The sequence below is a fragment of the Janibacter alkaliphilus genome (assembly GCF_013408565.1).
In the GTDB taxonomy this organism is placed as follows: Bacteria; Actinomycetota; Actinomycetes; order Actinomycetales; family Dermatophilaceae; genus Janibacter; species Janibacter alkaliphilus.
This window is the reverse complement of sequence record NZ_JACBZX010000001.1, coordinates 1,881,022-1,907,881: the sequence shown is the minus strand read 5'-3', so window position 1 is coordinate 1,907,881 and position 26,860 is coordinate 1,881,022. Positions and strand designations below refer to the sequence as shown.

General features: G+C 73.2%; 26 protein-coding genes. 13 read left to right on the top strand and 13 right to left on the bottom strand.

Features of this window, described 5'->3' with window-relative positions; genetic code table 11:
• Positions 1–23: 23 nt before the first annotated feature.
• From BJY28_RS09305 to sodN, 3 genes are all read left to right on the top strand, one after another.
• The gene (locus BJY28_RS09305) at positions 24–2,120 is read left to right on the top strand and encodes a hypothetical protein (RefSeq protein ID WP_179462757.1); all 2,097 of its coding nucleotides are present in this window, start codon (positions 24–26) and stop codon (positions 2,118–2,120) included.
• A gap of 31 nt (positions 2,121–2,151) precedes the next feature.
• Positions 2,152–2,466 carry a S24 family peptidase gene (locus tag BJY28_RS09300; RefSeq protein WP_179462756.1) on the top strand — a complete coding sequence of 105 codons (315 nt, stop codon included), beginning with the start codon at positions 2,152–2,154 and terminating at the stop codon, positions 2,464–2,466.
• Between the two features lie 80 nt (positions 2,467–2,546).
• Positions 2,547–2,948 (top strand): superoxide dismutase, Ni, encoded by a 402-nt coding sequence (gene sodN, locus BJY28_RS09295; RefSeq protein WP_179462755.1) that lies wholly within the window; start codon positions 2,547–2,549, stop codon positions 2,946–2,948.
• A gap of 114 nt (positions 2,949–3,062) precedes the next feature.
• On the opposite strand, the gene BJY28_RS09290 is transcribed toward sodN, so the two are convergent.
• From BJY28_RS09290 to BJY28_RS16625, 3 genes are read right to left on the bottom strand one after another with little or no spacing between them, the layout of a single operon-like run.
• Complete coding sequence (locus BJY28_RS09290; protein WP_179462754.1) at positions 3,063–4,340, bottom strand: HD-GYP domain-containing protein; 1,278 nt, start codon at positions 4,338–4,340, stop codon at positions 3,063–3,065.
• The gene (locus BJY28_RS09285; protein ID WP_179462753.1) at positions 4,337–5,668 is read right to left on the bottom strand and encodes an HD domain-containing phosphohydrolase; all 1,332 of its coding nucleotides are present in this window, start codon (positions 5,666–5,668) and stop codon (positions 4,337–4,339) included. Before BJY28_RS09285 ends, BJY28_RS09290 begins: the two co-directional genes overlap by 4 nt.
• Positions 5,669–5,718: 50 nt before the next feature.
• Positions 5,719–5,850, bottom strand: a complete 132-nt coding sequence (locus BJY28_RS16625; RefSeq protein WP_281366917.1) for a hypothetical protein — start codon at positions 5,848–5,850, stop codon at positions 5,719–5,721.
• A gap of 204 nt (positions 5,851–6,054) precedes the next feature.
• On the opposite strand from BJY28_RS16625, the gene BJY28_RS17045 reads away from it, so the two are divergent.
• The 4 genes from BJY28_RS17045 (at position 6,055) to galE (ending at position 8,438) form a co-directional block, all read left to right on the top strand.
• Positions 6,055–6,129 carry a 50S ribosomal protein bL37 gene (locus BJY28_RS17045; RefSeq protein ID WP_425485723.1) on the top strand — a complete coding sequence of 25 codons (75 nt, stop codon included), beginning with the start codon at positions 6,055–6,057 and terminating at the stop codon, positions 6,127–6,129.
• A gap of 223 nt (positions 6,130–6,352) precedes the next feature.
• Positions 6,353–7,006, top strand: coding sequence for a sigma-70 family RNA polymerase sigma factor (locus BJY28_RS09280; RefSeq protein ID WP_179462752.1), 654 nt, complete (start codon positions 6,353–6,355; stop codon positions 7,004–7,006).
• Entirely contained in the window at positions 7,003–7,326 is a 324-nt protein-coding gene (gene rsrA, locus BJY28_RS09275) for a mycothiol system anti-sigma-R factor (RefSeq protein ID WP_179462751.1), read from the top strand. The genes BJY28_RS09280 and rsrA overlap by 4 nt, the downstream gene beginning before the upstream one ends.
• A 92-nt stretch (positions 7,327–7,418) precedes the next feature.
• Entirely contained in the window at positions 7,419–8,438 is a 1,020-nt protein-coding gene (gene galE / locus BJY28_RS09270; RefSeq protein WP_179462750.1) for a UDP-glucose 4-epimerase GalE, read from the top strand.
• Between the two features lie 91 nt (positions 8,439–8,529).
• On the opposite strand, the gene BJY28_RS09265 is transcribed toward galE, so the two are convergent.
• Both BJY28_RS09265 and BJY28_RS09260 read right to left on the bottom strand, forming a co-directional pair.
• Entirely contained in the window at positions 8,530–9,777 is a 1,248-nt protein-coding gene (locus tag BJY28_RS09265; protein ID WP_179462749.1) for a fatty acid desaturase family protein, read from the bottom strand.
• The gene (locus BJY28_RS09260) at positions 9,774–10,865 is read right to left on the bottom strand and encodes a ferredoxin reductase (RefSeq protein WP_179462748.1); all 1,092 of its coding nucleotides are present in this window, start codon (positions 10,863–10,865) and stop codon (positions 9,774–9,776) included. Before BJY28_RS09260 ends, BJY28_RS09265 begins: the two co-directional genes overlap by 4 nt.
• Positions 10,866–11,017: 152 nt before the next feature.
• On the opposite strand from BJY28_RS09260, the gene BJY28_RS09255 reads away from it, so the two are divergent.
• A complete protein-coding gene (locus BJY28_RS09255; RefSeq protein WP_179462747.1) occupies positions 11,018–12,268 on the top strand; it encodes a PucR family transcriptional regulator in 1,251 nt (416 codons plus the stop codon).
• A 3-nt stretch (positions 12,269–12,271) separates the two neighbouring features.
• Here BJY28_RS09255 and BJY28_RS09250 read toward each other — a convergent pair whose 3' ends face one another.
• Both BJY28_RS09250 and BJY28_RS09245 read right to left on the bottom strand, forming a co-directional pair.
• A complete protein-coding gene (locus tag BJY28_RS09250) occupies positions 12,272–12,964 on the bottom strand; it encodes an alpha/beta hydrolase family protein (RefSeq protein ID WP_218875272.1) in 693 nt (230 codons plus the stop codon).
• Positions 12,961–13,800: an SOS response-associated peptidase family protein gene (locus BJY28_RS09245; protein ID WP_179462746.1), complete on the bottom strand. Its 840-nt coding sequence runs from the start codon at positions 13,798–13,800 to the stop codon at positions 12,961–12,963. Before BJY28_RS09245 ends, BJY28_RS09250 begins: the two co-directional genes overlap by 4 nt.
• 189 nt (positions 13,801–13,989) lie before the next feature.
• On the opposite strand from BJY28_RS09245, the gene BJY28_RS09240 reads away from it, so the two are divergent.
• The 4 genes from BJY28_RS09240 (at position 13,990) to hisN (ending at position 17,765) form a co-directional block, all read left to right on the top strand.
• Positions 13,990–14,487, top strand: coding sequence for a DoxX family protein (locus BJY28_RS09240; RefSeq protein WP_179462745.1), 498 nt, complete (start codon positions 13,990–13,992; stop codon positions 14,485–14,487).
• Between the two features lie 10 nt (positions 14,488–14,497).
• Positions 14,498–15,802, top strand: coding sequence for a 3-phosphoshikimate 1-carboxyvinyltransferase (gene aroA / locus BJY28_RS09235; RefSeq protein WP_179462744.1), 1,305 nt, complete (start codon positions 14,498–14,500; stop codon positions 15,800–15,802).
• Positions 15,803–15,843: 41 nt separating this feature from the next.
• A complete protein-coding gene (gene rsgA, locus BJY28_RS09230; RefSeq protein ID WP_179462743.1) occupies positions 15,844–16,890 on the top strand; it encodes a ribosome small subunit-dependent GTPase A in 1,047 nt (348 codons plus the stop codon).
• Between the two features lie 77 nt (positions 16,891–16,967).
• Positions 16,968–17,765 (top strand): histidinol-phosphatase, encoded by a 798-nt coding sequence (gene hisN, locus BJY28_RS09225; RefSeq protein ID WP_179462742.1) that lies wholly within the window; start codon positions 16,968–16,970, stop codon positions 17,763–17,765.
• Positions 17,766–17,847: 82 nt separating this feature from the next.
• Here the strand turns inward: hisN and BJY28_RS09220 are convergent, their stop codons facing one another.
• From BJY28_RS09220 to BJY28_RS17040, 6 genes are all read right to left on the bottom strand, one after another.
• A complete protein-coding gene (locus tag BJY28_RS09220) occupies positions 17,848–18,498 on the bottom strand; it encodes a GTP pyrophosphokinase (protein WP_179464041.1) in 651 nt (216 codons plus the stop codon).
• A gap of 173 nt (positions 18,499–18,671) precedes the next feature.
• Positions 18,672–20,078 (bottom strand): M16 family metallopeptidase, encoded by a 1,407-nt coding sequence (locus BJY28_RS09215; protein ID WP_179462741.1) that lies wholly within the window; start codon positions 20,076–20,078, stop codon positions 18,672–18,674.
• Positions 20,075–21,436 (bottom strand): M16 family metallopeptidase, encoded by a 1,362-nt coding sequence (locus tag BJY28_RS09210; RefSeq protein WP_179462740.1) that lies wholly within the window; start codon positions 21,434–21,436, stop codon positions 20,075–20,077. Before BJY28_RS09210 ends, BJY28_RS09215 begins: the two co-directional genes overlap by 4 nt.
• 100 nt (positions 21,437–21,536) lie before the next feature.
• Positions 21,537–22,958 (bottom strand): FAD-dependent oxidoreductase, encoded by a 1,422-nt coding sequence (locus BJY28_RS09205; RefSeq protein WP_179462739.1) that lies wholly within the window; start codon positions 22,956–22,958, stop codon positions 21,537–21,539.
• 285 nt (positions 22,959–23,243) lie between these two features.
• Positions 23,244–25,178 carry a gamma-glutamyltransferase gene (ggt, locus tag BJY28_RS09200; RefSeq protein ID WP_179462738.1) on the bottom strand — a complete coding sequence of 645 codons (1,935 nt, stop codon included), beginning with the start codon at positions 25,176–25,178 and terminating at the stop codon, positions 23,244–23,246.
• A 467-nt stretch (positions 25,179–25,645) separates the two neighbouring features.
• On the bottom strand, positions 25,646–25,843 hold the full coding sequence (locus BJY28_RS17040) for a helix-turn-helix domain-containing protein (RefSeq protein ID WP_425485722.1): 198 nt from the start codon (positions 25,841–25,843) through the stop codon (positions 25,646–25,648).
• Between the two features lie 119 nt (positions 25,844–25,962).
• Between BJY28_RS17040 and BJY28_RS09190 the strand changes: the two genes are divergently transcribed.
• Positions 25,963–26,484: a GNAT family N-acetyltransferase gene (locus BJY28_RS09190; protein ID WP_179462736.1), complete on the top strand. Its 522-nt coding sequence runs from the start codon at positions 25,963–25,965 to the stop codon at positions 26,482–26,484.
• The last annotated feature ends 376 nt before the right edge of the window (positions 26,485–26,860 follow it).

Below are 26,860 nucleotides of genomic sequence, written 5' to 3'. Positions count from 1 at the left end.
TGCCCTCGACTGCGAGAGCCGCTATGTCCCACCGCGCGCTGATGCCGACCCTGGTCACCCTGACCGCCCTGACGATCTCGGCTGCCGCCCCGGCCGGAGCCTCCACCGCGACGCCGGCCGTGGCCGCTGCGCCAGCCGGGGCCGCCGGGCCCACCGCTGGCTCCGCCCCGGCGGCACCCTCCGTGCCCGGCGGGCCGCACGAGCCACGGGTCCGCCTGGACGGCGAGCTCCTCAAGACCGCCGCCGAGCCCGGCGTCCCGGTGCAGGCGGCGGTGCGGGTCGGCGACCGGCTGGTCCCGATCGCCGCCGACCCGGTGGCCGAGGTGGCACCAGGCAGCCAGGTCACCGTGGACGTCACCGTGCCGACCGAGGTCCAGGACGCGGCCGACGACGGGCAGGCGCTGCGGGTGACCGACGGCCAGGGTCAGGTCGAGACCCACCGCCTCGACGACGGCGACCTCGGGGACGCCCGGTCGGCGACCCCGCCGGACGCCTCCTCCGATCTCGGCGCGGCCACCGTGGACAGCGCCCTGGCTCCGACCGGGTCGGCGCTGGCGGTGGACGAGGTGGTCAGCACCGACGAGAGCGTAGCCTCCGCGGGCGCCACGACCGCCGACTCTCCCCGCCGCCTGACCATGATCAGCGTGCGACCGAAGGGGGCGGGCGGCAGCTACGCCTCCGCGGCGGCGATGCGCAGCCAGGCTGCCGGAGCCGACGACTTCTGGCAGGAGAGCTCGCAGGGCGCCATCGGGGTCACGGTGGAGAAGGTGGGCAGCTCCTACACCTCGGCCTACCGCTGCGACCAGTACTGGCAGATGTGGGACGACGCCGCCGACCGGGTCGGCTACACCCCGCGCGGCAACACCTCGCTCGCGCTCGTCCTGCCGCGCAGCGCCGGCTGCGACCACGGCCTGGGCTCGATCGGCGACGAGGTGACCGCCGCCGGCTACCTCTACACCAGCGGCTCGATCGCCGACGCGCTCGCCCACGAGGTCGGGCACAACATGTCCCTGGAGCACGCCGACAGCCTGGTCTGCGGATCGGTCAGCGACGCCGCCCACTCCTCAAGCCGGCTGTGGCGCTCGGGGTGCCGTCAGCACGCCTACGGCGACGGCCAGGACATCATGGGCATCGACGACACGAGCACCCCGAGCCCGCTGCTGTCGGCCCCCCAGGCGCTGCGGACCGGGATGCTCGGCTCGTGGGCGGCGAAGACGGTCGGCACCGGCACCACCACGGTCCGGCTGCGCCCGCTGGCCGGGCACACCGGTCAGCGCGTCGCCCGGGTGCGCAACCCGCTGACCGGGGTCACCTACTACGTCGAGTACCGCACCGCGGCCGGCGCGGACCGCTACAACAGCTGGGGTCAGCGGACCGGGGTGCGGGTGCTGCGGGTCAACCCGAGCACCGGCGAGACCGTGCTGCTGGACCCCACGCCGACCGGGTCCGGCGGGGCCGGCGACCGTGACCCGGTGCTGCGGGCCGGGTCGTCGCTGCGCAGCTACGACGGCGCCGTCCGGGTCACCACCGAGTCCACGAGCAGCGAGATGGCGACGGTCCGGATCGAGGTCCGCGACTCGCTGTCCTCGTTCAGCCGGTCCAGCGACCCGCGTATCACCGGCTCCCGCGCGGTCGGCCGGACGCTGACCGCCGACGCCGGCTCCTGGAGCCCCTCCCCGAGCCGGGTCAGCTACCAGTGGAAGCGCAACGGCATCCGGATCTCCGGCGCGACCGCGCGCACCTACACCCCGACCACCAAGGACGCCGGGCGCTACCTGTCGATGGCGGTCACGGTCCACCGGGACGGCTACGCGGACGCCACCAAGGTCAGCAGCCGGGTGGGCGTGCCGATGCACGACACCACCCGCCCCTACGTCATCGGCGGCACCTCGCCGGGGCGGACCCTCTTCGCCCGGGTCGGGGCGTGGACCCCCAGCCCGACGAGCTACGCCTACCGCTGGTACCGGGACGGCGCCGCCATCCCCGGGGCGACCGGCCGTTCCTACGTGGTCGGCTCCTCCGACGTCGGCCACCGCATCCGGGTGAAGGTCGTCGCCCGCCGCAGCGGGTACTCCACCGGGACCGCGTGGAGCTCCTGGACCGCGACGGTGCGGCGCTGAGCGCGGCGGTCGACCGGGCGAGGGCGCCGCGGTGATCCGCCCCGGGCTGGTCCGGGTCCGTGGTCGCTCGATGGAGCCGACCCTGCGGGACGGGCAGCTGCTGGTGGTGCTCTACGGGCGACGCGCACGGCCGGGGGACGTCGTGCTGGTCGACCTGCCCCCGGACGCCGACGGGCGGTCGCGCCCGCGAGCGGTCAAGCGCCTGGCCGGACCCGACCCGCAGGCCCCCGAGCGGCTGTGGATCGAGCGGGACAACCCCCGCGAGGGCGTCGACTCGTGGTCGATCGGCTCGCTGCCCCGCTCGGCCCTCGTCGCCGTGGTGCTGATGCGACGGGATCGCACCTGAGCCAGGGGTGTTCGCGCCGATGAGCCGGGCGCGTAGGTTGGTACCCGACCCCACGGACACCGTTCAGGAAGGAACGACACATGCGTCTTCGCGAGCTTTTCCATATCGACGAGGTCAGCGCCCACTGCGACCTCCCCTGCGGTGTGTACGACCCGGCACAGGCCCGGATCGAGGCCGAGTCGGTCAAGGCGATCATCGCCAAGGTCGCCGACAACGACGACCCCGACTTCCGGACCCGTGCGGTGCTCATCAAGGAGCAGCGCAGCCAGCTGGTCAAGGAGCACCTGTGGGTGCTGTGGACCGACTACTTCAAGCCGCCGCACTTCGAGAAGTACCCGCAGCTGCACACCCTGATCAACGAGGCCACCAAGCTGGCCGGCGCCTCCGGCACCAAGGGTGAGTTCGACGCCGAGCAGGCGGACGAGCTGCTGGCCAAGATCGACGAGATCGACAAGATCTTCAAGGAGACCAAGCAGGGCTGACCGCCTCGCAGGTCCGACGAAGGGGGTGCCCGCCGGCTCGGCAGGCACCCCCTTCGTCATGTCTCGCCATGCCCAGGGGACCGACCCGGCCGGGACGGGTCGACGCCTCCCGGCTCAGCGCCGAGAGGCGAGCGTGGCGGCCAGCGCGTCGACCACCTCGGGGTCGTACTCGTAGCCGAGGCCGAGGTGCATCCGCTCCAGGGCCACCTCGCGGGCGCGCGGCGAGGTCGCGCCCTCGGTCACGTCGTCCCAGGCGCTGGCCACCCGGACGATCCGGGAGGCCAGCGGGATCGCCTCCCCCAGCTCGCGGTAGCGGCGGAAGGGGGTGCGCACCTGCTCGACGATCGGCACGACGTCGCCGAGCACCCCGGACTCGCGCAGGATGCGCTGCTCCGCGGCGGCCACCCGTTGCTCGTCCTCATCGGGCAGGGTCGCCACCGTCCCGCCCAGGGGCTCGCCCGGCAGGCCGAGCAGACCGACGTCGTGCAGCAGCGCGGCCCGGCGCACCCGGCGCACCGCGGCCTCGTCGAGCTGCAGCTCGCGGGCCACCCGGGTCGAGATCTGGGCGACCCGGTGGGTGTGCCCGGGCGGGCTCACCCCGGCCGTCTCGCCGAGCCGGGAGAGCGCCTCGAGGGCCTGGCTCTGGGCCAGCCGGATGGCGGCCACCCGGCGGACGGTGTAGAGCACCGCGCCGATCGGCAGCAGGAAGAGCGGCAGCCCGAGCCACCCGATCTCCAGGTAGGCCATGGCGATGAGCGGCCCCGAGGAGATCGTCGCGACGCTCAGCGCCGCGACCACCCCGCTCTCGGCGGCCAGCACCGCCCGCCAGGGCTGCCGCTCGTCCCACCAGGCGGTCACCGCCTCCAGCAGCCGCTCCACCAGGCCACCGGTGGCGGCCACCGCGAGCAGCGCCACGGCGGTGCCGATCCGGTGCCGGTCCTGGGCGAAGCCGGGGTCGACGATGGTCGAGCCGCCGAAGGGCACCGCGTGCGCCAGCACGGCGGTGGTGGCCAGGCCGAGGAAGCGCGCCGCCATCGATCCCTCGACGACCGGACCGCCCCGGACCTTGGCGAGCAGCGCGCCGACGAGCATGGCCACCCACACCAGGGCGACCACCGTCGAGGTGGTGAGCATCTCCCCGTCGCGGGCGATCGGGCTGAGCACGAGCCCGAGCGCCGCCGCGGTCGTCACCGGGGCGATGAGCCGCCCGGAGACGCGCACGGTGAGCTGCTCGCCGACGACGATGAGCAGGAACGCCAGCGGCACGGTGGGCGCGAGCAGCACCGCGCCCGGGGACGCGGTCACCACCGCGCCGGTGCCGACGAGGGAGGCCAGGACGAAGACGAGGAGGCCGGCAGCGGTGCGGGGCGCGGCGCCCGCCGTGGGGCTCATCGCGGCACCGTCCGGGGCGAGTCGGGGTGCGCGTGGTCCACGGCCGCTCCGGGGACCGCCGCGCGCCCGGCGGACCCGGCGGACCCGGCGGTCTCGGCGCCGGCGAGCGGCGGCATCCCCCGCTCGAGGGCCACCTGCAGCGCCCGGACGACGGCGGGGTCGAGATGCCCGTGGGCGTCCAGGCACGCCGCCACCGCCGCCTCCGGGGTCAGCGCCGGGTGCGCGCCGATCGGCAGGACGAGGTTGACGTAGGCGTCGGCCACGGCCAGGACCCGGCTGCCCATCGGGATCTGCGCGTCCCGCAGGCCGCGGGGGTAGCCGCTGCCGTCGACCCGCTCGTGGTGCGCCTCGATGATGTCCAGCGCATCGGCGAGGAAGCCCAGCTCGCCGAGCACCTGACGCGCTGCCCGGGGGTGCTCGCGCAGCGGCCCGTCGAGCGCGCCGAGCGGCCGCCCGGGGTCGAGCTCGGCGATCGGCAGGCTGAGCAGGCCGATGTCCCGCAGCCGCGCCGCGGTGGTCAGCGTCTCGACGTCGCGCGGGGCGAGCCCGAGCACCCGGGCCATCTGCTCGGCCACCCTGGCCACCTGCTCGCCCTGCTCGCGGGTGCCCGGCAGGCGGACGTCGAGCGCGTTGAGCACCGCGGCCAGCACGCTCTGCCGGGTCTCGTGCTCGGCGACGTACTGGCGCAGCGCCCACTGGGCCACGGCCAGGCAGGGCAGCCCCATGAGGGCGGCGAAGGCCCCCAGCCCCACCGGCGCCCACAGCACGGTGAGCAGGAAGGCGGCGACGAGGTAGGCGCTGTAGCCCGGGACGATCGTCCGACCGAGGTCGGGCACGACGGCTCGGAGGCTGGCCCCGCTGGTGACCCGGACGATGCCGGCGAGCATGACGATGTTGACGGTGGCGATGACGACCGCGGCCAGCGCCATCCGCCCGGCCAGGGCCAGCACGGCCGCGTCCGGCAGCGGGGTCGTGCCGAGGGTGACCCCACCGGCGAGGGCGTAGGCGGCGCCGCCGGCCAGGCCGTACAGGATGCGGATGGAGGTGTTGTAGACCCGCTTGATCGGCTCGTTGCGGGCGGCGAGCACCGGGACGACGCTGACGATCGCCGTGCCCACCGGACCGACCAGGGGCACCGCGGCGATGGTGAAGAGCCCGGAGCTGAAGAGCTGGATCCGACCCACCACCTGAGGCGGCCCGACGGAGACGAGCAGGGTCATCACCACGAGCCAGGCCAGCCAGGTCGTCTGCTGCGGCGGTCCGGAGGCGACGAACGCAGCCGTCAGTGCCGCCGCGCCCAGCAGCGCGACGGCACCGACGTACAGCACGACACCCCGCGGCGTGCCCGCCGCGGGGGCCGGGGCCTCGGTGGAGGCCGTCAGCGGCTGACCACGGCCGCCGGACCGGCCCAGTCGTACCCGATGGACCGCGCGGTGGAGGCGCCGGACCCGGCGATGCTGGTGGCGACGACGGCGAGGGAGATGGCGAGCATGGACAGGGAACGCTTCATGGCGGCTGCCTTCCGTGGTGCGCAGGGGGTCTGCGTTCTGCCCGCCGTGGCGTATGACGGGCACCACACATGATGCCAGCACGCGGACAGCATCCCAATGGTCGAGACGCCACCGTCACGCCCTGATGTGCGACAATCTGCCCGCGTGACCCGCCCCCGGGGTCGTGACCGGCCGAGGGGGCCCACCGGACCGAGGAGGCACAGATGAGCAAGCGTGGTCGCAAGCGCCGCTCGCGCAAGGGCAACAACGCCAACCACGGCAAGCGCCCCAACGCCTGACGAGCGACAACGATCGTCACCGGCCCCCTACCCCCTTCGGGCAGGGGGCCGGTGCCGTACCGGCCGGAGACCTCGTGCCGCGCCTCGCCACGGGAACGACGCCCCGGGAATGCCGCCGTGACGAGACCGGTTGCACCTCGGTGACCACCGAGACCCCAGGAGGCCGCTCGTGCTCGTGCTGCACGCCGGAGACCGCACCACCACCCCGCTAGGGTGGAGCGCGATGTCTGACTCCACCACCGACGCCCTCGAGGCGCAGGCCGCCGCCGACGCGACGGTCGACCTCGAGACCGAGACCCCGCAGGAGCGCAACGCCCGCTTCGAGCGCGAGGCGATGCCCCTGCTCGACCAGCTCTACGCGGCGGCGCTGCGCAACACCCGCAACCCCACCGATGCCGAGGACCTGGTCCAGGAGACGTACGCGAAGGCCTACGCCGCCTTCCACCAGTACAAGCCGGGCACCAACTTCCGGGCGTGGATGTACCGGATCCTCACCAACTCCTACATCAACAGCTACCGCAAGAAGCAGCGCGAGCCGAAGCAGTCCGACTCCCCCGAGGTGGAGGACTACCAGCTGCACCAGGCCGAGTCGCACTCCTCGACCGGGCTGCGCTCGGCCGAGGTCGAGGCGATCGACCGGATGCCGGACAACGAGGTGAAGCGGGCGCTGCAGGAGCTGCCCGAGGACTTCCGGATGGCGGTCTACCTCGCCGACGTCGAGGGCTTCGCCTACAAGGAGATCGCCGAGATCATGGGGACGCCGATCGGCACCGTGATGTCGCGGCTGCACCGCGGCCGGCGGCTGCTGCGGGAGAAACTCACCGACTACGCCCGTGACCGCGGGATGTCCGTGGGCGACGAGGAGGGCACCCGATGAGCCCCCGCGAGACCGACCCGCACGACGCGCAGAGCCACATGGAGTGCTCGCAGGCGCTCTACCGGATGATGCAGTACGTCGACGGCGAGCTCACCCGCGCCGACGCCGAGCAGATCGCCGCGCACCTGCAGACCTGCGGGCCCTGCCTGGAGGAGCACGACGTGGACCTGCTGGTCAAGCAGCTGGTGCACCGCTCCTGCCAGGAGGGACCCGCCCCGGCGCACCTGCGCACGACGATCATGCGCTCGATCACCACCTACGGCGGCGACGGCAGCTACACCGAGGTGCGTCGCTCCTCGGTGCGCTACACCCAGGACTGACCCCGCCCCCCGCGGGGCGGTCGGCCCCCTTCGCAGCGGGCGCACAGCGACCCGACGGGCGTCGCCAGGCCCACCCATCTACGGTGGGCGCCATGCGCGTCCTCGTCACCGGCGGAGCCGGCTACATCGGGTCCCACACGGTCGTCCGGCTGATCGCCTCGGGGCACGAGGTGGTCGTCGTCGACAGCTTCGTCAACGCCCGCCCCAGCGTCGTCCCGCGGCTCGAGGAGCTGACCGGCCAGCACGTGCCGGTGCACGCCATCGACCTGCGCGAGCACGACAAGGTGGAGCGGATCTTCGCCGAGGAGCAGATCGACGCGGTGGTCCACTTCGCCGGCCTCAAGGCGGTCGGCGAGTCCGGCGAGATGCCGCTGGAGTACTACGAGAACAACCTCGGCTCCACCCTCGGGCTGCTCCGGGCGATGCAGCGCCACCAGGTGCGCACCCTCGTCTTCTCCTCCTCGGCCACCGTCTACGGCGCGGACGCCGCCGTCCCGATGCGGGAGGGGGCGCCGACGTCGGCGACCAACCCCTACGGCTGGACGAAGGTGATGCAGGAGCAGATCCTCAGCGACGTCGCCGAGGCGGACGGGCTGCTGCAGGTGGCGCTGCTGCGCTACTTCAACCCGGTCGGGGCGCACCCCAGCGGGCGGATCGGCGAGGACCCCGAGGGGATCCCGAACAACCTCATGCCCTTCGTCGCGCAGGTGGCGGTGGGGCGCCGTGAGCGGCTGCAGGTCTTCGGCGACGACTACGGCACCCCGGACGGGACGCCGTTGCGCGACTACATCCACGTCGAGGACCTCGCCGCCGGTCACGTGGCCGCGCTGGAGTACCTCGCCGCCCACCCCGAGCTGCGGGTCCGCGCCTGGAACCTCGGCACCGGGCAGGGCACCTCGGTGCTGGAGATGGTCTCCGCCTTCGCCGCCGCCAGCGGGCGGGAGGTGCCCTACGAGATCGCCGCGCGGCGGGCCGGCGACCTCGCGGTCTGCTACGCCGACCCCTCCCGCGCCGAGGACGAGCTGGGCTGGCGGGCCGCCCGCGACGTCGCCGAGATGTGCGCCGACACCTGGCGGTGGCAGTCGGCCAACCCCCAGGGCTACCCCGCCTGACCCCAACCCCAGAGGGCGACAGTCCTAGGACTGTCGCGCCGGACCGCTCGCGCGCGAGGGCCGGGGCGACTGTCCTAGGACTGTCGGGGGCTCAGGCGTAGATGTTGCGGGTCTGACGGGCGCGCTTCTTCAGACCCTTCATCCCCTGGGTGGCGAGGATCTGCACGGTCTGCTTGAGCGAGGTGTCGTTCGGCAGCGAGAGGCGGATGATCTCCTTCCACGCCGAGGCGACCTGGGTGTGCAGCGGCCCGGTGACGTAGGTCAGGCCGTAGCGCTGGAAGAGGTCCTGGATGCGCGGCGAGATCTCGGCCAGCTTCGGGCTCGGCATGTCCGGGTAGAGGTGGTGCTCGACCTGGTGGCTCAGGTAACCGGTCATGATGTGCATCGGCTTGCTGCCGCTGATGTTGGCCGAGCCGAGCATCTGCCGCAGGTACCACTCGCCGCGGGTCTCCCCCTCGATCGAGGTCTTGGAGAAGGTCTCCACGCCCTGCGGGAAGTGCCCGCACATGATGACCGAGTGGGTCCAGTAGTTGCGGACGATGTTCGAGGTGAAGTTGGCCGTCAACGTCGAGACGAAGCCGGGCCCGGACAGCGCCGGCCACAGGACGTAGTCCTTGAGCGCCAGCCGCTTGATCTTGGCCATGACGTGCGCGGCGTCGGCCTGGAAGGCCGGGTTGGTCTTGCGGGTCTTCCAGTTCTTGCCGAGCTCGAGGTCGTAGGCGGCGATGCCGTACTCGAAGAAGGTGGCGTTGACGAGGTTGAGCAGCGGCTGCACGAGGTAGGCGGGGTACCAGCGCTGGGCGTCGTCGACCCGCATGATCCCGTAGCCGAGGTCGTTGTCCTTGCCGACGACGTTGGTGTACGTGTGGTGGATCTCGTTGTGGCTGTGCTTCCACTGCTCGGCCGGGGAGACGGTGTTCCACTCCCAGGTCGAGGAGTGGATCTTCGGGTCACGCATCCAGTCCCACTGGCCGTGCATGACGTTGTGCCCGATCTCCATGTTGTCGAGGATCTTGGCCACCGACAGGCCGGCGGTGCCGACCACCCAGGCCAGCGGGTGCCGGGAGAAGAGCAGCACCCCGCGGCTGCCGAGCTCGAGCCAGCGCTGCACGGCGATGACCCGGCGGATGTAGGCCGCGTCCTGCTCGCCGAGGCTGTTGAAGACCTCCTGGCGGATCTCGTCGAGCTCGCGGCCGATCTCCTCGATCTGCTCCGGGGTGAGGTGGTCGATCGGGCTGGGGGTGGCGTTGACGTGGGTGTGCACGACCTCGGACCGGCCGCCGGTGATCCGGCTGTCCAGTGCCTTGGTCGCGGTGGGCCGCTCGATGGTGCTGGTCATGCGCTCTCCTGGGTCTCGATGGTGCAGGCGCCGGCGACCGCGGAGATGCAGGTCTGCACCTTCACCGGCGGGTCGTCGGGCGTGGTCTCGGTGAGGGTGCCGTTGCGCAGGTCGCGCACGGCGCCGTCGGTCATGGGCAGGACGCAGCCGAAGCAGACGCCCATCCGGCAGCCGCTCGGCATGATGACGCCGGCGTCCTCGGCGGCGTCCAGGACGGTGGTGGCGCCGTCGGCCTCGACCTCGGTGCGCTCGGCCCCGGTGGTGAGGCTGATCCGGCCCCCTTCGCCGGTCGCGGTGATCGCCGGGCGGAAGCGCTCGACGTGCAGCCGGTCGACGATCCCGGCCTCGGCCCACACCGCCTCGAAGGCGTCGAGCATCGGGGTCGGCCCGCACAGCCAGGTCTCCCGCTCGCGCCAGTCCGGCACGAGGGCGTCCAGGGCGGCCGGGTCGAGCATGCCCTCGTCGTCGGTGTGCCGCACGTGGGTACGCACGCCCGGGCTCTCCCGGCGCAGCTCCTCGGCGAAGATGACGTCGGCCGCGGTCGGGGCGGAGTGGATGTGCACCGCGTCCCGGTCGCGCAGGTCGTGGTTGCGGCGCATGCCCATCACCGGGGTGATGCCGGACCCGCCGGTGAGGAAGAGCAGCCCGCGGGGCGGGGCCGCCGGCAGCACGAAGTCGCCGGTGGCCTGGTCGAGGGCGACGACGGTGCCCGGCCGGGTGCGGTGCACCAGGTGCCGGGAGACGAGGCCGTCGGCCATCGCCTTGACGGTGATCGAGATGGTCCGGTCACGGGCGGTCGGGCTGTTGCTCACCGAGGTGATCGAGTAGGCCCGCCAGCGGCGCACCCCGTCGACGTCGACGCCCAGGCGCACGTTCTGGCCGGGGACGTGCCCGGCCCAGTCCCGGCCGGGGCGGATGGTGATGGTCGCGGCGTCGGCGGTCTCCGGGTGGACGGCGACGATGCGACCACGCAGGTCGGCGCCGGAGCGCAGCGGGGCGACCAGATCGAGGTAGTCGTCGGGCACGAAGGGGACGGTGAGCCCCTGGGCGAGCCGCGAGACCAGGCGCGGGACGGTCGTCGAAGGCATGCCTCCATCATTTCGTGCCAAGAAGGGGGGATCGCTGTCCTTGACGCGTAGGCGTGACCGGTCGATATTGTTCATAGCGAACAATCTGTGAGGTGGTTCACCGACTGGTCCCGGTACGTCCCCCTTCACGACGGACAACGTGAGGACATGCCATGGCACCGGACACCACCGGAGGTCCCACGGGGCCCACCGCCGGAGCCGGCCGCGGACCGGGCGAGGGCTCCGGCGGGCGGGTGGCCGCGCAGGCCGCCGAGATCACCCTCGACCCGGCGGCGGTGACCGCGCTGCGCGAGGAGCTCGGCACGGTGGCCCGGCAGACCGTGGCGGCGATCATGGAGGAGGTGCCCGCCTACGACGCCCCCTTCCAGGGCCGGATGGGCCGGGTCATCGAGCGCGCCGTGCAGGTCTCCCTGGAGAGCTTCGTCGAGCTCGCCGCCGAGGGCGGCCCGCCCGGCAGGGCACGACCGGTGGGGGTCGGCGTGACCGCGGCCCGCGAGCTCGGCCAGGTCGAGGCCCGGCAGGGCCGCCCGGTGGACGCGCTGCTCGCGGCCTACCGGGTGGGCGCCCGGGTGTCCTGGCGCGAGCTCTCCCGCAGCGCGGTCGCTGCGGGCGTCGACGCGGCGACCCTGGGCCGCTTCGCCGAGCTGGTCTTCACCTACATCGACGAGCTCTCCGCGGCCAGCGTGGCCGGGCACAACGCGGAGTCGGCGAGCGCCGAGCGCGAGCGCCAGGTGCACGTGCACCGGCTCACCCGGGGCCTGCTCGGGGCCGAGCCGGAGGCGACCCTGCGGCGCGAGGCCGAGGAGGCGCGCTGGACCCCGCCGCGGACGCTCACCGCGCTGCTGGTCCCCCGGGACCGGCTGCCGACGACGCTCGGCCTGCTCGACCCCCGCACCCTCACCCTCACCGAGGACCTCCCGGACGCCGACGGCGCGCCCCCGCCGGCGACGCACGCGGTGGCGCTGGTCCCGGAGACCGGCGGCCCGGCCCGGTCGCGCCTGCTGCAGCTGCTCGAGGGACGGGACGCGATCGCCGGCCCGGCCCGCCCGTGGCACCGGGTGGTGGAGTCCTACGCCCGGGCGGTGCGGGCGCTGCCGCACGGTCAGGTAGACGCGGACGCGGTGCTCCCCCAGGTACTGCTGGCCGCCGACCCGGCCGCCCGGGCCGACCTGCGGCAGGCGGCGCTGGCCCCCTTCGCCGAGCTCCCGGAGGCCACCGCCGACCGGCTTGCCGAGACCCTGCGCGCCTGGCTGCTGCTGCAGGGCCGCCGTGAGCTCGTCGCCGAGGAGCTGCACGTGCACCCGCAGACGGTGCGCTACCGGATGAGCCAGGTGCGCGAGCTCGTCGGCGACCGGCTGAGCGACCCCGACGAGGTGCTGGCGATGATCCTCGCCCTCGCCTGAGCCCTATACTTCCCCGCGATCCAGCTCTCCCAGGAAGGCGAGGGTGGCCTCGACGAGCGCGTCCTGCGCCCCGCGGAAGGAGTGCGCCCCGGGCACGCCGGCCACGGTCACCCCGGTCGCGCCGATCTCGGTCACCGCGGCACGCACCTGCTCCGGGCGGCCGAAGGGGTCCGTGGCCCCCTGCACGACGAGCACCGGCAGCCCGTGCTCGCCCGGCGTCGTCAGCTCGCCGATCCTCGACTTCTCCGGGCCCTTGCCCGGCGGCACGAGCGGGAAGGAGAGGGCGAGCACGGCCTCGGCACCGACCTGGGCCGCGGTGCGGCAGGCCACCCGGGCACCCGCGCTGCGCCCGCCGACGACGAGCCGACCGCTCAGCGACGCGGTCGCCACGTCGAGGACCGGCAGCCACCCTTCGTCGAGGCGCCGCGGCGGCGGCGCCATCTTCTTCCCGGCGACCCGCCAGGGCATCTCGACGAGGACGACGCTCCACCCGGCGGCGGGCAGCGCCTCGGCCAGCGCGACGAGGTCGACGGCGCCGATCCCGCCGCCGGCGCCGTGCCCGAGCACGACCGTGCCGTGCTCGGGGGCGCGCGCCCGGTGGTGGTGCAGCCGCGCCGGACCGGTCGGGGTCTCGACGTCGGTGGTCTCGATGACGCGGGTCTCGTCGTTCCCGCTCGTCCGAGCCCCCGGGCTCATCCTTCGCCCCCGACGATCTCCCCGGTCTCCGGGTCGACGACACCCTCGAGCTCGGCCGCCGGGACCGGCTCGATGAGCTGCGGTCCGTTGCTGCGGTTGGAACTGACCGCCCGGGAGACCGGGTGCGCCGCGAAGCGCCCCGGTGCGGCGAAGCCGAGCAGCTCCCCGACCTGGTCGGGGTCGGTGAGCCCGGGGTCCAGCCAGCGCGCCCAGTCCTCCCGCTCCAGGACCAGCGGCTGGCGGTCGTGGATCCGGTCCATCCCCGGGTCGGCGGTGGTCGTGACGATGGTGAAGGTGGTCAGCCAGGCCAGCGGGTCGTCGCGCGGCGCCTCCGGGTCGCGCCAGAACTCGTACAGCCCGGCGAGCGCGACGACGTCCTCATCGCCGCGGTGGATGTAGAAGGGCTGCCGCCGCGGCTTGCCCTTGGCGTCGGTGGCGGTCGGGCTGACCTGCCACTCGTACCAGCCCGAGGCCGGGACGAGGCACCGGCGGGCCGCGGCCGCCCGGGCGTAGGCCGGCTTCTCCAGCACGGTCTCGGCGCGCGCGTTGATCATCCGCACCCCGCCGCGGGCGTCCTTGGCCCAGCTCGGCACCAGCCCCCAGGTGAGCAGCCGCAGCTGCCGCTGCGGATCGGCGCCCTCCTCCCCCTTCGGCCGGCGGGTGAGCACGACCGGGGCCTGCTTGGTCGGGGCCATGTTGAAGTCGGGGGCGCCGGCCGGCGGGTCCTGGGGGTTCTTGAGGATCGAGCGCGCGGGCTCGGCCAGCCGGTCGAGGTCGATCTCCAGCTCCTCGACGAGCTCGTCCGGGTTCGCGCTGGCTGCGTAGCGTCCGCACACGCCGACCACCCTAGAGGTGGGCCTCGGGACGGGCGGCGCGACGGGGGCGCGGTGGGCCTCACTGCCCGGGCCGTCCTGCCTGGTCGTCGTCCCGTAGGTGGCGCGGAGGGAGCGGCGACGAACTACGGTAGGGGTGATGCAGGCGACGCGACCCGCGGCGCCTGCCCGGACACGTCAGGAGTGACACGCATGATCGTTCGACGCCTCGCCCGCCCGATGCTGGCCGCCATCTTCATCAGCGGCGGCATCGGTGCCCTGAAGCAGCCCAAGGCCCACGTCGAGATGTCCGAGCCGACGCTCAGCCAGATCTCCGAGCCGCTCGGGATGAGCGACCAGAAGGAGACCGTCATCCGCGGCTACGGCGCCGCGATGGTCGCCGGCGGCACGCTGCTGGCGCTGGGCAAGTTCCCGCGGCTCGCCTCGACCGTGCTCATCGGCGCGCTCGTCCCGACCACCGCCACCCACCGCTTCTGGGAGGAGAGCGACCCGGGCGCCAAGCAGATGCAGCAGGTGCAGTTCTTCAAGAACCTCGGGCTGCTCGGCGGCCTCATGCTCGCCGCCGTCGACACCGAGGGCAAGCCGGGCGTCACCTACCGCGCCAAGCTCGCCGGGGAGAGCATTGAGCGCAACGCCAAGGCCGCCCGGCGCGAGGCCAAGCTGGCCGCCCTCGAGGCGAAGAACGGCTGATCCGGCGCCGATGACCCCAGCCGACTGGTCTGCCCCGGCAGCACCCGGCCCGCTCGACGCGACCGTGGTGCTGCCGGGCAGCAAGTCCCTCACCAACCGCTACCTCGTCCTGGCCGCCCTGGCCTCCGGGGTCTCCCGGCTGCGGCGGCCGCTGCGATCGCGCGACACCGAGCTCATGGCGGCCGCGCTGCGCAGCCTCGGCGCCGGGGTCGAGGACGCCACCTCCTCCGGGCACCACGCCGACGCCGCCCCGGACTGGATCATCACCCCCTCCGCGCTGCGCGGCGGTCGCCCGATCGACTGCGGCCTGGCCGGCACGGTGATGCGCTTCCTGCCGCCGGTGGCGGCGCTGTGCCGCGAGCCGGTCGCCTTCGACGGCGACGCGCAGGCCCGGGTCCGCCCGATGGCCGCCATCCTCGACGCGCTGCGCGGCCTCGGCGTCGAGATCGAGGACGAGGGCCGCGGCACGCTCCCCTTCGAGGTCCGCGGCACCGGCACCGTCACCGGCGGCACCGTCGTCATGGACGCCTCCGCCTCCTCGCAGTACATCTCTGCGCTGCTGCTGGCCGGCCCCCGCTTCGAGGACGGGGTCACGGTCGTCCACGACGGCAAGCCGGTCCCCTCCGAGCCGCACATCACGATGACCGTGGAGACCCTGCGGGACGCCGGCGCCGACGTCGACGACTCCGAGGCCAACACCTGGCGGGTCGAGCCGGGCGAGCTGCTGCCCCTCGATGTCACCGTCGAGCCGGACCTGTCCAACGCCGCGCCCTTCCTCGCGGCGGCGCTGGTCAGCGGCGGCACCGTGCGCGTGCCCGGCTGGCCGCAGCACACCACCCAGGCCGGCGACCGGATCCGGGACGTGCTGGACACGATGGGCGCCGACGTGCACCTGTCCGCCGAGGCGCTCGCCGTCACCGGCGACGGCACCGTCTCGGGGCTGGACGTCGACCTGCACGACGCCGCCGAGCTCACCCCGGTGGTGGCCGCCCTGGCCGCCTGCGCCGACTCCCCCTCGATCATCCGCGGGGTCGGCCACATCCGTGGCCACGAGACCGACCGGATCACCGCGCTGGCCACCGAGCTGGCCGCGCTCGGCGCCGAGGTCACCGAGCGCGAGGACGGGCTGCGGATCGACCCGCGACCGCTGCACGGCGCCCCCTTCGCCACCTACGCCGACCACCGGATGGTCATGGCCGGGGCGCTGCTCGCGCTGCGTGCGCCCGGGACGGTCGTCGCCGACCCCGGCACGGTGGCCAAGACGCTGCCGACCTTCGTGCCGCTCTGGGAGCGGATGCTCTCCGGTACCGCATGATGGTCCGCCGATGACCGGCGCCGCACGATGAGGCTCGGCTAGTGGCCCGGCCCGGCCGTCGCTGGGACGAGTCCGACGTGCGGGTCCGGCCCGGCCGGGGGTCCCGACCGCGGACCAAGGACCGGCCAGCGCACGCCGACGCGGTGCTCGGGCTGGTCACCGCCGTCGACCGCGGGCGCTGGACGTGCCTGGTGGGCACTGGCACCGACGAGCGGGTGGTCGTGGCCATGCGCGCCCGCGAGCTGGGCCGCACCCCGATCGTCGTCGGCGACCGGGTGGGGCTGGTCGGCGACGTCACCGGCGCCGACGGCAGCCTGGCGCGGATCGTCCGGGTCGAGGAGCGCAGCAGCGTGCTGCGACGCACCGCCGACGACACCGACCCGGTGGAGCGGGTGATCGTCGCCAACGTCGACCAGCTCGTCGTCGTCACCGCGCTGGCCGACCCCGAGCCGCGCCCGCGGCTCATCGACCGGTGCCTGGTCGCCGCCTACGACGCCGGGATGGACCCGCTGCTGGTGCTGACCAAGGCGGACCTGGCCCCCGCGGAGTCGCTGCTGGCCGACTACGAACCGCTGCAGGTGCCGGCCGTGGTCACCTCGGTCCACGACGAGCGCGACGACGGCCTGGGCGCGCTGCGGGACCGGCTGGCCGGGCGCACCTCCGTGCTCGTCGGCCACTCCGGGGTCGGCAAGTCGACCCTGGTCAACCGCCTGGTGCCGGACGCCGACCGGGCCACCGGCCGGGTCAACGACGTCACCGGCCGCGGGCGGCACACCTCGACCTCGGCGGTGGCGCTGCGGCTGCCGCCGGCCGACGGCCACGAGGATGGCGGCGACGGCGGCTGGATCATCGACACCCCCGGCATCCGCTCCTTCGGCCTGGCGCACGTCGACCCCGACCAGATCGCCGCCTCCTTCCCCGACCTGGCCGGTGGGCTGGAGGACTGCCCGCGCGGCTGCACCCACGACGAGGAGGAGTGCGGGCTCGACCCGTGGGTGGCCGACGGGCACGCCGGGCCGGCCGGCCGGGCCCGGCTGGACTCGTTGCGTCGGCTGCTGCGGGCCCGGTCGGGCGAGAGCACCGACTGACCGACGCGCTCGCAGTGGCCGCGGGTCGGGCGCCGTCCGTTCGGGGCGAGCCACGACTCGCACGTAGGGTGACCGGCATGCCCGAGACCTCCCGGTACGCCGACGACCTGCGGCTGGCGCACGTGCTGGCCGACCAGGTCGAGCGGATCACGATGTCCCGCTTCCTCGCCGACGACCTGGTCGTGGAGTCCAAGCCGGACCTCACCCCGGTCAGCGACGCCGACCGCGCCTGCGAGGAGGCCATCCGGGCCCAGCTCGGTCGCTCCCGAGGGCGGGACGCGGTGCTCGGCGAGGAGTACGGCGCCAGCGGCGACGCCCAGCGGCGGTGGATCATCGACCCGATCGACGGGACGAAGAACTACGTGCGCGGGGTGCCGGTGTGGGCGACCCTCATCGGTCTCGTCGACGGCGACGAGTGCGTCATGGGCGTCGTCTCCGCCCCGGCGCTGGGTCGGCGCTGGTGGGCTGCCCAGGGCAGCGGCGCGTGGACCGGGCGGTCGCTGAGCCAGGCCCGGCAGATCCGGGTCTCCCAGGTCTCCCGGCTCGAGGACGCCTCCTTCTCCTACAGCTCGTTGGACGGCTGGCGCGAGACCGGGCGCGGGATGAGCTTCCTGCGGCTGACCTCGGACGTGTGGCGCACCCGCGCCTACGGCGACTTCTGGTCGTACATGCTCGTCGCCGAGGGCGCCGTGGACGCGGCCGCCGAGCCGGAGCTGGCGCTCTACGACATGGCCGCGCTGGTGCCGGTGGTCACCGAGGCCGGCGGCCGCTTCACCTCCCTGGACGGGCGGCCGGGGCCGTGGAGCGGGGACGCCGTGGCGAGCAACGGGCTGCTGCACGAGGAGATGCTGCGCCGGCTGCAGCCGCAGGACTGACCCGCAGCTCCCCGTCGCTCGCACGCCCCTGCGTCGGGCATCGCTGCCTCGGGCGCCCCTCCCTCGGGCGCCGTCGGGTCGCTCAGCCGTGCAGCTCCTCGTGCAGCCGCTGCATCTTCTCGTCGAGCTCGGCCGCGGTGGTCGCGGCGTCGGTGAGCTCGCCGACCAGCCGGTCGGGCACGTTGCCGTCGTACTTGTAGTGGATCTTGTGCTCCAGGCTGGCCCAGAAGTCCATCGCGATGCTGCGCAGCTGGATCTCGACCGGCACGTCCACCGGGCCCGAGGAGAGGAAGACCGGCACCTCGACGATGGCGTGCAGGCTCTTGTAGCCGTTGGGCTTGGGCTCGGCGATGTAGTCCGAGACCCGCCGCACGGTGACGTCCGGCTGCTGGGTGAGCAGGTCGAAGATCCGGTAGGCATCGGCGACGAAGCTGCAGGTCACCCGCACCCCGGCGATGTCGGTGATGTGCTCCCGGATGGAGCCGAGGTCGCGCTCGATCCCGCGGCGCTCCACCTTCGCCCGGATGCTGTCGGCGGTCTTGACCCGGCTGAGCACGTGCTCGATCGGGTTGTAGTCGTGCATGTGCTGGAACTCGTCGCGCAGGATGGCGATCTTCGTCTCCACCTCGCGGAGCCCGAACTCGTACTCCAGCAGGAAGCGCTGCAGCTGGCCGCCGATCCGGGAGAGGTGCTCGGCGGAGACGTGGATCATCCCGTCGGCGGGCGTGGGCATCCCGGGGAAGGGGGCGCCGCCCCGGACGGCGTCGAGCTGAGGCACCGGCTGCGAACGACTGGTGGGATCACCCATGCCCACCAGTGTGCCGTGCCCGGCTGGGTGGACCCTGCGTACCGGGCTGCGCGGACAGCCGGTCACTCACGTGCGGCGGCGACGCGCGCCGTCGACGCTCACGCCGGGACCACGGTGACCGGGCCGAGGCCCAGCTCCTCGACCTGCTCGCGGTAGAGCGCGGCGTCGCCGACGACGACCACGGTCCACTCCGGGACCACGTGCTCGCGCCAGGCGGCGTCCAGGTCGGCCGGCTCCAGCCGGCGCATCGCCGCGATGGTCTCGCTGGTGAAGTTCAACGGCAGGTCGTCCGCGGCCAGCATGGCCAGCTCGTCGGCGACCGCGTCGGCGGTGTCGAACCGGCCCGGCGCGGTAAGGGTCATGAAGTCGACGCCCGCGCGGGTCTCCTCCGGGGTGATCCCGCCGGCGACGCCGTCGAGGATCTCGCGGACCAGCCGCAGCGAGTCCGCGGTGGAGTCGGCGCGCACCGACCCGGTGACCATCGCCATGCCGCCCACCTGGCGGGGCTGGAATCCGGAGCGGATCCCGTAGGTGTACCCCTTCCCCTCGCGGAGCACCTGGTCGATCCGGGCGTTCGGCGCTCCCCCGATGACCCAGGCCAGCACCGGGAAGGGGGCCCATCCCCCGTCCACCCGGCGGTCCGGGCCGGGGGCGGCGAGCAGCAGCTCGGACTGCACCGAGCCCGGCCGGTCCACGAGCACCACCCGGGCCGCGTCGGTGGCCCGCGGGGCCGCCTCCCGGCCAGGCGTCGTCCCGGTCTCCTCGCTCGCGCCCTCGACGCCCACCGGGCGCGGCGGGGACCAGGCGCCCAGCGAGCCGGCCAGCAGCGCGTCCACGTCGGTGCCGTCGAGATCCCCGGTGACGACCGCCGACCCGCCGTCCGGACGGACGTGCCGGGCGTGGAAGGCGACGACGTCCTCGCGGGTGATCGCCCGCACCGTCTCCGGCGTGCCCGCGCCCGGCCGGCTCGCCCGGTGACCCGGGTCGTAGTAGGTCGCCGCCAGCTCGCGCATGCCGCGGTGCGCGGCCGAGGCCCGCTGCTGCTCGATCTCGGCGAGCCGGGTGCGCACCAGCCGGCGCACCTCCGGCTCGGCGAAGGAGGGCTCGCGCAGGCACTCGGTGAGCAGCGTCAGCGCGTCGCCGAGGAAGCGCTGCGGCACGTCGAGGTCCATCCCCAGCGAGCTCTCGCTCATCCCCGCGCCGAGGGCGATCCCCTTGCGCTCCAGCAGCTCGGAGAGCTCGCGCTGCCCGTGCGTAGCGGTGCCCTCGTCGAGCAGCCGGGCCATGATCCACGCCACTCCCTCGCGCTCCGGCGGCTCCACACGCAGCGGCACTGGCAGGGTCACCCGCACCGAGACGACGTACTGGCCGGGCACGTGCAGCAGGATCGCCCGCATCCCGTTCGCCAGCGTCGTGGTGCGCGGCTCGGGCAGGCGCCACGCGGCTGCCGGGGCGACCTCGGGGCGTGGGGGCAGCGTGCCTGTCGGGGCGTCCTGGGTGCTCATGCGACGACCTCCTGGTCGTTCTCCTCGTCGGTGCCCGCGTCGCTCTCCGCGCTGTTCTGCCCGGCGGGGCGCTCGTGCTCGCCGTCGGCGGCCCGGTAGACGACCGCGGCCCGCTGCTCGGGCCGCAGCCACTCCCGGGCGGCGTCACGGACCTGCTCGGGGGTCACCTCGGCCACCTGGTCGAGGAAGGTGTTGATGTAGCCGGGGTCGTCGTGCAGCAGCGTGTAGTGGCAGATGAGGTCGGCCCGCTCGTCCTGGGCGGCCAGCGCGGAGAGCCAGCCGCGCTCGGCCTGGGCGAGCACCGCCTCCATCATCTGCGGGCTCGGGCCGTCCGCGGCGAAGCGCTCCAGCTCCTCGCAGATCACCGCCTCCACCCGGTCCGGGTCGACGCCCTCGGCGACGTCGGCGACGACCAGCCCGAGCGAGACCCCGTCGACGAAGCCCATCGCGGAGGTGTCGACGCTGTTGGCCAGGGGCTCCTCGCGCACCAGCCGCTGCTCCAGCGGGGCGAAGCTCAGCGCGCCGAGGCAGTCCAGGGCCATCGAGGCGGCGAGGAAGTCGTGGCGGGAGGCGCCCCCTTCGACCGGCAGCCGGAAGGCGAGGTAGATCCGGTCGTTGGGCACCTCCTCGGTGACCTCCAGGCGGGCCGGGGTGGTCAGCGGCGGCAGCTGTGGCAGGTCGGGGCGCCGGGGCTCGGAGCGCTGCTGCAGCGGTCCGAGGTAGGTCTCGGCGAGCGCGACCGCCCGCTCCACGGTGACGTCACCGACGAGGGTGAGCACGGTGTTGTCCGGGGCATAGTGCCGGGCGTAGAAGTCGTGCACGTCCTGCAGCGAGGCGGCGTCGAGGTCGGCCATCGAGCCGATCGTCGAGTGGTGGTAGGGGTGCCCCTCGGGGAAGAGGGTCTCGTAGATCCGGGCGAGCGCGGTGCCGTAGGGCTGGTTGTCGTAGCGCTGCCGCTTCTCCTCCTTGACCACGTCGCGCTGGTTGTCGAGGTTCTCCTGGGTCAGCGCGGGCAGCAGCCGGCCGTGCCGATCCGCCTCGAGCCACAGCGCCAGCTCCAGCGCCCCGGTGGGCACCGTCTCGAAGTAGTTGGTGCGGTCGAACCACGTGGTCGCGTTGAGCCGGCCGCCGACGCCCATGAGCGCCTGGAAGTGCTCACCGTTGGCGACGTGCTCGCTCCCCTGGAACATCAGATGCTCGAAGAGGTGGGCGAAGCCGGTGCGCCCGGCCTCCTCGTGACGCGAGCCCACGCCGACCCACAGGTTGACGGTGACGGTCGGGGTGGTCGGGTCGGGCTGCACGACGACCCGCAGGCCGTTGCTCAGCCGTCGTTGCTCGAGGGTGTAGTGCAGCGGCATCCGCTCACCCTACGTCGGGCGCCGCGAAGGGCCAGCACGGTGGCCGTCGGCTCAGGCCGGACGTCGGGCGCCGCGGAGGGCCTGCACGGTGGCCGTCGGCTCAGGCGGGCTCGTCGCGCTCGCTGACGTCGTCCGCGGAGGCGCGGCGCACCGCCTCGCGCTCGCCCGGGGAGGCGTCCTCCGGCCGCGGCAGCCCGGGGAAGGCGAACTCGTGACCCAGGTCGTCCATGGCGTTGCGGGCGAAGACCATCCGCATCGTGCTCACCCGCTCGTTGCGGCTGTCGCCGACGAAGGTGATGATCCAGCTGAGCAGGGTGGTCACCCGGTTCTTGAAGCCGACCATGGCGATGAGGTGCACCGCCAGCCAGGCGAGCCAGGCGGGCACGCCGGTGAAGTTCAGCGGGCCGATCTTGGCCACGGCGGAGTACTTCGAGATCGTCGCCATCGAGCCCTTGTCGAAGTACTTGAACGGCCCCGCCGGCTCGCGGCCCTCGACGCGGCGCAGGATCTGGTCGGCGGCGTACTTGCCGCCCTGGATCGCCAGCTGCGCGACGCCCGGGTAGCCCTTGAGGTTGATCATGTCGCCGACGAGGTAGACCTCCTCGTGGCCGGGCAGGGTGAGGTCGTCCTGGACGTGCACCCGGCCGGCCTTGTCCACCTCGGCGCCGGCCTGGTCGGCGACGATCTTGCCCAGCGGGGAGCCGGCGACACCGGCGGCCCACACCTTCGTCACGGCCTCGATCTCGCGGCGGCCGCCGTCCGCGTCGTCGATGGTGATGCTCGTCTCGTCGAGGTCGACGACCATCGCGCCGAGTTGGACGTCCACGCCCCGCTTCTCCAGGCTCGCCTTCGCCTTGCGGCCCAGCCGCTCGCCGAAGGGGGGCAGCACCTGGTCGGCGCCGTCGAGGAGGATGACCTGCGCCTCGGCGGGGTCGATGCTGCGGAACTCGTCGCGCAGGGTGCGCTGCGCGAGCTCGGCGATCTGGCCGGCCATCTCGACACCGGTGGGGCCGGCGCCCACGACGACGAAGGTGAGCAGCCGGCGCCGCTCGTCGGGGTCGGTGGCCAGCTCGGCCAGCTCGAAGGCGCCGAAGATCCGGCCGCGCAGCTCGAGGGCGTCGTCGATGTCCTTCATGCCCGGGGCGTTGCGGGCGAAGTGGTCGTTGCCGAAGTAGGACTGCCCGGCGCCGGCGGCCAGGACCAGGCTGTCGTACTCGATGACCTGGTCGCGGCCGACGAAGCGGGAGGTCACCGTCCGGTTCTCGATGTCGATGTCCTGGACGTCGCCCATGATGACCCGGGCGTTCTTCTGGGTGCCGAGGATGTCGCGGGTGGCCGGGGCGATGTCGCCGCCGGAGAGGATGCCGGTGGCGACCTGGTAGAGCAGCGGCTGGAAGAGATGGCTGGCGGTGCGGGAGACGAGGGTGACGTCCACGTCGTCGTGGGCGAGCGCCTTGGCGGTGAAGAGGCCTCCGAAGCCGGAGCCGATGATGACGACACGGTGCTTGGTGGGAGCAGTCACCCTCCCATCATGCCGCCTTCCGTGAAGCAGGCGAAACCGGGCGGGTCCGGGCGTGAGACCCGGGCCGGGCTGAGCGTGGGCCCACGGAAGCGCTCCCAGCCTCACGGGCGCTCTTGCGTCGACCACGACGGTCAGTTAGGTTTGCCTTACCTGACAGAGGCGCGTGCCAGGCCACGGTCCGCCGCCTCGAGGACCAGGGACATGGCCGTGGCGCGCGGCTGGCAGGACGCGCGCCACGGCCTCTCTGTGCCTGGCTGCGCTCCCCGCCGTGCCGCGTCGGGCGACCTAGCGGTGGCGACGCGTGAGCACCCGGGCCGCTCCCCCGTCGCCGCGCTCGGTCTCGGCGGCGGCCACCAGCCGCGGCCGGCCCCACCTGCGCCCGCGACCATGACCACGCTCCAGGGCGATACCGGAGGCGTTGCCGATCCACCGGGTCGAGGAGAGCTCGTGCCCCTTCACCCGCAGCGCGGCCCCGACCGGGCTCTCGGCCAGCCCGAGGTCGGCGGTCTCGGTGCCGTTGCGCGAGCTGAGCCTGGGTGCGGCGATCGCGTCGACGAGGTCGAGGCCGCGGTCGAGGTGCCCCAGCAGGATCTGGGCGACGCTGGTGATGATCGTCGAGCCGCCGGGGGTGCCCGCGCTCAGGACCGGGCGGCCGCGCTCCAGCACGATCGTCGGGCTCATCGACGAGCGCGGCTGCTTGCCCGGGCCGGGCAGGTTGGGGTGCGGCACCCCGTCGGTCAGCGGCTCGAACTCGAAGTCGGTGAGCTCGTTGTTCAGCAGGAAGCCGTGGCCCGGGACGGTGATGCCGGAGCCGCCGGTCTGCTCGATCGTCAGGGTGTAGGAGACGACGTCGCCCCAGCGGTCGGTGACGTTGAGATGGGTCGTGGAGCGGCCCGGGTGTGGCTCGCGGTGGTGCCGCCCCCTTCCCCCGCCGTCGCCGCCCCGACCCGGCGCACCGAAGGGGACCGGCCGCTCGGCCGCCACGTCCGGGTCGAAGAGCTCGGCCCGCTCGTCGGCGTAGGAGCGAGAGAGCAGCGCGCGCTGCGGCACGCCGTGCACGTCCGCGACGTAGCGGTTGCGGTCGGCGAAGGCGAGCGCGCTGGCCTCGGAGAACCAGTGCAGGTACTCCGCCTCGGGCAGGTCGGCCACCCGCTTGCCGGTGCGCCGCTCGAAGGCCTCGATGAGCAGCAGGATCTGGCCGACGGCGATGCCGCCGGAGCTCGGGACAGCCATGCCGAGCACCTCGAGGTCGCGGTAGCGCGTGCGGGTGGGGTGCTCGGTGCGCGCGCGGTAGCGGCGCAGGTCGGCGAGGGTGAGCTGCCCGGGGAAGACGTCGACGCCGGCCGCGGTGCTCGGTCGGCGGGCCTCGTCGACGATGGCCCGTGCGATCCGCCCGCGGTAGAAGTCGCGGACCCCGTGCCACCGGATCCGGGCGTAGGTGTCGGCGAGGTCGGGGTTGCGCATGACGTCACCGACCTCGGGCACCGCGCCGCCGGGGAGGTAGACGCGCGCCGTCTCCGGGAAGCGGGCGAAGCGCTCGGCGTTGTCCGCGGTGTGGCTGCGGTAGTAGGCGTCGACGACGAAGCCACGCCGGGCGATCTCCTCCGCCGGGCGCAGCAGGTCGGCCAGACGCCGACGGCCGAAGCGCCGGGCGGCGACATCCCAGGTGGCCAGGGTGCCGGGTACACCGACCGACAGGCCGCTGTTGACCACCTCGTCGAAGTCGAGCGGCTCCCCCACGGCGTCGGTGAAGGTCGTCTCGGTGTACGTGGCGGGTGCGCTCTCGCGGCCGTTGATGGTGACCGTGCGCCCGGAACGGGCGTCGTGGTGGACGAAGAAGCCGCCCCCGCCGAGGCCGCAGGAGTAGGGCTCGGTGACCCCGAGGGTGGCGGCCATGGCGATGGCGGCGTCGGTGGCGTTGCCGCCGTGGCGCAGGATGTCGATCCCGACCTGGGCGGCGTAGGGATCGACGCAGGAGACCGCGCCGCCGTAGCCCACGGCCTCGGAGGCCTTGGGCGGCTCGGGGACCGGGCCGCCGCGGGGTCGACGGTCGCTCGAGGCTGCTGGCGTCGTGGTGCGCGCGGCTGGGGCCGTCGAGGCGGTGGCGCTGGTGGCGGGTGTGGAGGGCGCGGCGGCCGCCGGGGTGGCGCTCGCGGCGATCACCCCCAGCGCGCTGCCGCCGGTGGCGGTGAGGACGGTGCGGCGGGTGACGTCGGACATGGCTGCTCCCGGGGGTCGCGTGGCGATCCCTCCACTGTGACGCAGGTCGCGGCAGCGCGCGCGTCGAGCGGGTGGCCCGCCCGCGCGGACGGCGGGGCAGAGCAGCGGAGCAGTGGTCGGAGCGCGCGAGGTCAGCTGGCACCTGCAGTAATGGATCGTGAGGCATGACGAAGGGCCCGGACCGATCGGTCCGGGCCCTTCGTGGGTGGTAGCGGGGGGATTATCTGCAAATCCCTGCCAACAGATCAGTCGATCCTCACTGGCGCGTAAAAGAGCGGGCCATGGCGATTGCCAAGGCCTCTGAGTTGTTCACGTCTGCAACCAAACTAACACACTGTTCGCGCAGGTGCGAGGGAAGCAAATGCCGCATTTGGGCCTGGGAGCGCGACGGGTGATGCACACCCGGTGACACCCTCGTCCAAGCAGTCACGGGCGCCACTGCCCGGAGCTATGAGCATTCTCGACGACTACAACTGTTCAACAAGTTGGGCCAATGGCGTGTCGAGCGCTTTGGCTACCGCGTAAAGCGTGTCAATTCGTGGAGTCTTCGCCGCAGACTCGATGTTCATGATCGTGCGTCGACCAACTCCAGACGCGTCCGCTAGAGCATCGATGCTCCAGCCTCGCTCCTGCCGTCGGCGTGCAACCGCATGACCAAGGCCCACTAGGTCTGGCCCGTCGACCGGCTGTTCGCGCACCTCGCCAAGATCCCGCAGTGCACTTCTGTGCACAGTGCTCTAAAGTGCACTATCGAGGTGAGGTGTCGATTATGAGTCACAGACAGTTGGCTGAGATCGAGCCAGGCTGCCGGCACTACGCGCGTGACTGCGCCGAGCTCGCGCGTGAGGCCCTGCCGGAACGCGGCCCCGTCGCCTCCGACGGTTGGTGGCTCGAACGACAAGGCACAGGTGCCAACAAGAAGCAATCGCTGTGGCTCGTAGCTCGACTGGGCGAGGAGATCATCGCATCCATCGCCACCGTGCCGCTTCCGGAAGCGCAGTCGCAGGCCGTTTGGTACATCGACGCGATCGCAACACGTGAGGAGTACCGCCGCTCGGTCGGGCGGGTACTACTGGAATCCGTCCTTGAGAACGCAATCAGCGCCGGGGTCGACTGCGTCGTTGGTGAGTCACCGCAAGAAGTTGCGCCCTATTTTTTGGATCAGCGGTTCGCCCTAACGATAGCGGACTTGACTTTACGAACCCCCTCTACCGACGAACCTGTGCAACTCATCCGGCGATTCGGTGGCGTCTGGATATGGCGTCCGCTCCGCAACAACGGATTGACCGCCCCCATCTTAGGGTGATCGTTGCAGCGAGGCCGCGCTGGGAACATCTCCATGCTACGCCCCGCGAACGCGGACACGCCAAAGTGGCAGGAAGAACAGTAGGGGGACGATTCGAACCCGCGACTGGACCGAAGGACGACAGGCTCACGGAGCTCAAAGGCGTCACAAGCGAATCTGGCTCTTCCCAGATGAGGGTGTAGGTCGGCCGGGCGCGTCGGTCCGCAGGTAGACGTCGAGATCTCCCGACGATGGAGGTTCCTACGCCATCCATCCGAAAGACCTCGACGTGGCCGACGCCCGCCGGCCAGCTTCGGCCGCCCTGACCTGACCGCCTTCGCGTCTTATCCCAATCGGCTCTGATCGGGTCTGCTGATCCTCTCAACGAGAACGCAGC

Coding starts and splice junctions, on each gene's coding strand:
- BJY28_RS09305 (WP_179462757.1), top strand. CDS start 24: ATGTCCCACCGCGCGCTGATGCCGACCCTGGTCACCCTGACCGCCCTG.
- sodN (WP_179462755.1), top strand. CDS start 2,547: ATGCGTCTTCGCGAGCTTTTCCATATCGACGAGGTCAGCGCCCACTGC.
- BJY28_RS09290 (WP_179462754.1), bottom strand. CDS start 4,340: ATGAGCCCCACGGCGGGCGCCGCGCCCCGCACCGCTGCCGGCCTCCTC.
- BJY28_RS16625 (WP_281366917.1), bottom strand. CDS start 5,850: ATGAAGCGTTCCCTGTCCATGCTCGCCATCTCCCTCGCCGTCGTCGCC.
- BJY28_RS09280 (WP_179462752.1), top strand. CDS start 6,353: ATGTCTGACTCCACCACCGACGCCCTCGAGGCGCAGGCCGCCGCCGAC.
- rsrA (WP_179462751.1), top strand. CDS start 7,003: ATGAGCCCCCGCGAGACCGACCCGCACGACGCGCAGAGCCACATGGAG.
- galE (WP_179462750.1), top strand. CDS start 7,419: ATGCGCGTCCTCGTCACCGGCGGAGCCGGCTACATCGGGTCCCACACG.
- BJY28_RS09265 (WP_179462749.1), bottom strand. CDS start 9,777: ATGACCAGCACCATCGAGCGGCCCACCGCGACCAAGGCACTGGACAGC.
- BJY28_RS09260 (WP_179462748.1), bottom strand. CDS start 10,865: ATGCCTTCGACGACCGTCCCGCGCCTGGTCTCGCGGCTCGCCCAGGGG.
- BJY28_RS09255 (WP_179462747.1), top strand. CDS start 11,018: ATGGCACCGGACACCACCGGAGGTCCCACGGGGCCCACCGCCGGAGCC.
- BJY28_RS09250 (WP_218875272.1), bottom strand. CDS start 12,964: ATGAGCCCGGGGGCTCGGACGAGCGGGAACGACGAGACCCGCGTCATC.
- BJY28_RS09240 (WP_179462745.1), top strand. CDS start 13,990: ATGATCGTTCGACGCCTCGCCCGCCCGATGCTGGCCGCCATCTTCATC.
- aroA (WP_179462744.1), top strand. CDS start 14,498: ATGACCCCAGCCGACTGGTCTGCCCCGGCAGCACCCGGCCCGCTCGAC.
- hisN (WP_179462742.1), top strand. CDS start 16,968: ATGCCCGAGACCTCCCGGTACGCCGACGACCTGCGGCTGGCGCACGTG.
- BJY28_RS09220 (WP_179464041.1), bottom strand. CDS start 18,498: ATGCCCACGCCCGCCGACGGGATGATCCACGTCTCCGCCGAGCACCTC.
- BJY28_RS09215 (WP_179462741.1), bottom strand. CDS start 20,078: ATGAGCACCCAGGACGCCCCGACAGGCACGCTGCCCCCACGCCCCGAG.
- BJY28_RS09210 (WP_179462740.1), bottom strand. CDS start 21,436: ATGCCGCTGCACTACACCCTCGAGCAACGACGGCTGAGCAACGGCCTG.
- ggt (WP_179462738.1), bottom strand. CDS start 25,178: ATGTCCGACGTCACCCGCCGCACCGTCCTCACCGCCACCGGCGGCAGC.